The 2,569-nt window shown below is 67.4% G+C and carries 3 protein-coding genes; 1 reads left to right on the top strand and 2 read right to left on the bottom strand.

Features of this window, described 5'->3' with window-relative positions; genetic code table 11:
- Positions 1–203: 203 nt before the first annotated feature.
- Both GX015_RS08625 and GX015_RS08620 read right to left on the bottom strand, forming a co-directional pair.
- Positions 204–1,487 carry a TIGR04053 family radical SAM/SPASM domain-containing protein gene (locus tag GX015_RS08625; RefSeq protein ID WP_291344381.1) on the bottom strand — a complete coding sequence of 428 codons (1,284 nt, stop codon included), beginning with the start codon at positions 1,485–1,487 and terminating at the stop codon, positions 204–206.
- Between the two features lie 83 nt (positions 1,488–1,570).
- Positions 1,571–2,077 (bottom strand): DUF4352 domain-containing protein, encoded by a 507-nt coding sequence (locus GX015_RS08620; protein ID WP_291344380.1) that lies wholly within the window; start codon positions 2,075–2,077, stop codon positions 1,571–1,573.
- Positions 2,078–2,466: 389 nt separating this feature from the next.
- Here GX015_RS08620 and GX015_RS08615 point away from each other — a divergent pair.
- A partial coding sequence (locus GX015_RS08615; RefSeq protein ID WP_291344382.1) for an RpiB/LacA/LacB family sugar-phosphate isomerase occupies positions 2,467–2,569 on the top strand: 103 nt, incomplete at its 3' end.

Genomic DNA, 2,569 nt, shown 5'->3' with positions numbered 1-2,569 from the left:
GGTGGCGCCGATCGTGGTGAGACGCCGTGCGGGACGGAGCGGTCGGGGCGAGCGTCGTCCGATCACGGGCGCTCCTTTCGGGATGATCCGGCGCCCCGGGGCAGGAATGCCCGAGGCCAACCGTGAAAACTACCTCGGCGCACCGGCCGTGTCGAGACCCCATTTACCCCACCAGTCACACCCGTAACAAGGTGCGGGTGGGGCTACATCCCCTTCGAACCGTCGACGACCGTGAGCTTCAGCGCCGGGGTGTGCACGCCGGGCTCTCCCGGGCCGGAACCGATCTTGGCCAGATCATCGGCGGTGGCGCCATCACCTTCGACGGCGTCGGCGTCGGGGTGCCACGCCGGCGGGACGTACACGCACGTCGGATCGGACGCGCGGTAGTCGCCGGTCAGCGCGAACGCCGTGGACCGGGAACCGCCGCACACGTTGTGGAAGCCGCACACGCTGCACTTGCCGTGCCAATTGTCGGGATCGCGCAGCTCCTTGAACACCGGCGACTCGGAGTAGATCTCCGGGAAATCGGTCTCCTTCACGTTGCCGCAATGCAGCGGCAGGAACCCGTTCGGGTAGACGTCGCCGATGTGGTCGATGAACGCGAATCCCGAGCCCGAGTTCACGGCCATCGGGGAGCGCGGCGGACGGGGCTTTTCGGGATGCTCTCCGAGCAGCTCGGTGGTCTGGCGCGTCAGGTCGTCGTAAAGCGGGCCGCCCTCGTACTTCGGGGCACCGGTCTCTTCCGCCTCCCGGCGCTGCAGCACGACGCGGCGGTACTGCGGGGCCTCCGTGGTCTTGATGGCGATGCGATCCGAGATGTCGACGAGCCAATTGAGCACGTCCTCGCGCTCTTCGGGCGACAGGCAATTCAGCGCTGCGCCGCGGCCGGTGGGCACGAGGAAGAAGACGTACCACATCTTCGCGCCCATCTCGATGACCTTCTTCAGCAGCGCGGGGGCCTCGCCGATGTTGTCGCGCGTCAGCGTCGAATTGATCTGCAGGCGGTAGCCGGCCTCGTTGATCACCGGCGCCATCTCGACGGTCTTCTCGAACGTGCCCGAGAATCCGCGGAAGGCGTCGTGCGTCTTCGCGGTCGCACCGTCCAGCGACATCGACATCGCCTTGCCGCCGGCCTCGCGCAACGACTGGATGCGCTCCGGCGTCAGCTTCGGCGTCACCGACGGCGACAATGAAACGTTGAGGCCCTTCGAGGTGCCGTACTCCGTCAGCTCCTCCAGGTCCGCCCGCTCGAACGGATCGCCGCCCGTGAACACCACCAGCGGCAACGGCTTCTCGTACGACGACAGCGCATCGAGCAGCCGCTTGCCCTCCTCCGTGGTCAGCTGATCCGGGTGCGGCTCATGCTGCGCATCGGCCCGGCAGTGCTTGCACACCAGGCCGCACGCCCGCGTCACCTCCCAGATCACGATGAACGGCTTCGTGTTGATGTCGTGGCGGACGGTGCGGACTGCTGGGGGCCGATGCACGGGGCTTCCTCGGGTTGCCGGGAGTGGGAAAATACGCGTTCCCCAGCCACTTTACGCCCCGAGGTGAAGGCCCGGGAACCGCGTCAGAGAGACGCCTTCCACTGCGTCGGCTCCGAGGTGAAGCTGAACATCTGCTCGTACGTCAGGGTGTACTCGCCCGGGGCGCCGTCCGACTTGAAGCACAGGGTTCCGGACTTGCTGCCGCCGGGGGCGAGCTCGACGGCGTCGTAATCCGTCGCGCCGCCGAACTCCGTGCTCAAGACCACGCCATTCGGGTCCGTGAGCTCCCAGTCGAAGGAATTGAGACTGACGTTCTCCGAATCCGAGGTATTCACCACGGACACGTCGGCGCACACCTGGTTGTCGCCGAACACGTCCGGGCCCGCATTGCGGAAATTCGAGGTGGTGACGTCCGAATGCTCCAGATTCACGGTGTCGCCGACCTGGGCGGGGCCGGATTGCGCGGCGGCGTCCCCGCCCCCGTCGACGTCATTTGCGCCGGCGGTGGAGGTCGTCGAACCGGACCCGTCGCACGCGGCCAGCGTCAGAGCCAGAACGGCGAGACCGGCGGCGATGGTGGACTTTTGCATGATGCACTCCTGATGCGTAGTGGCTTTCGCGACGCGGGGTCGCGTGCCGGGGAATCCGGACCGCGGTTGCGGGCCGGTCGAGGTGCGCGCCCATCGCGCACCTCGCCGACGCGGTCGGGCTCGTGGCCGGGAGTCCCCGTCTCGGAGCGGTTCCGTGTGCGTCATGCGCATCATGTCGGCCCGCGCGGATCGCCTATGTTTATGCATCGAATGAACGAACGAACGGCGTTGTCCAGCGCCTCTCCCGGGGTGGCAGTCGATGTTCGAAGGGGGCGGTGCTCGGTGGGGACGACGGGCCGTCGTCAAGCGAGAAGTCCCGCGACCAGCCCGCCCGCACCCCACCGGCGACGCTGCGCACCCCCGCACGCCGGCCTGGTTATGCTTGTCCCATGCGTATTTACCTTGGCGCGGACCACGCCGGCTTCGAGATGAAGAACCTGATCAAGGACCACCTGGAAAAGGCGGGCCACGAGGTCGTCGATTGCGGCGCCC

The sequence above is a fragment of the Corynebacterium sp. genome (assembly GCF_012837295.1).
GTDB lineage: Bacteria > Actinomycetota > Actinomycetes > Mycobacteriales > Mycobacteriaceae > Corynebacterium.
This window is presented reverse-complemented; position numbering and strand designations above follow the sequence as displayed.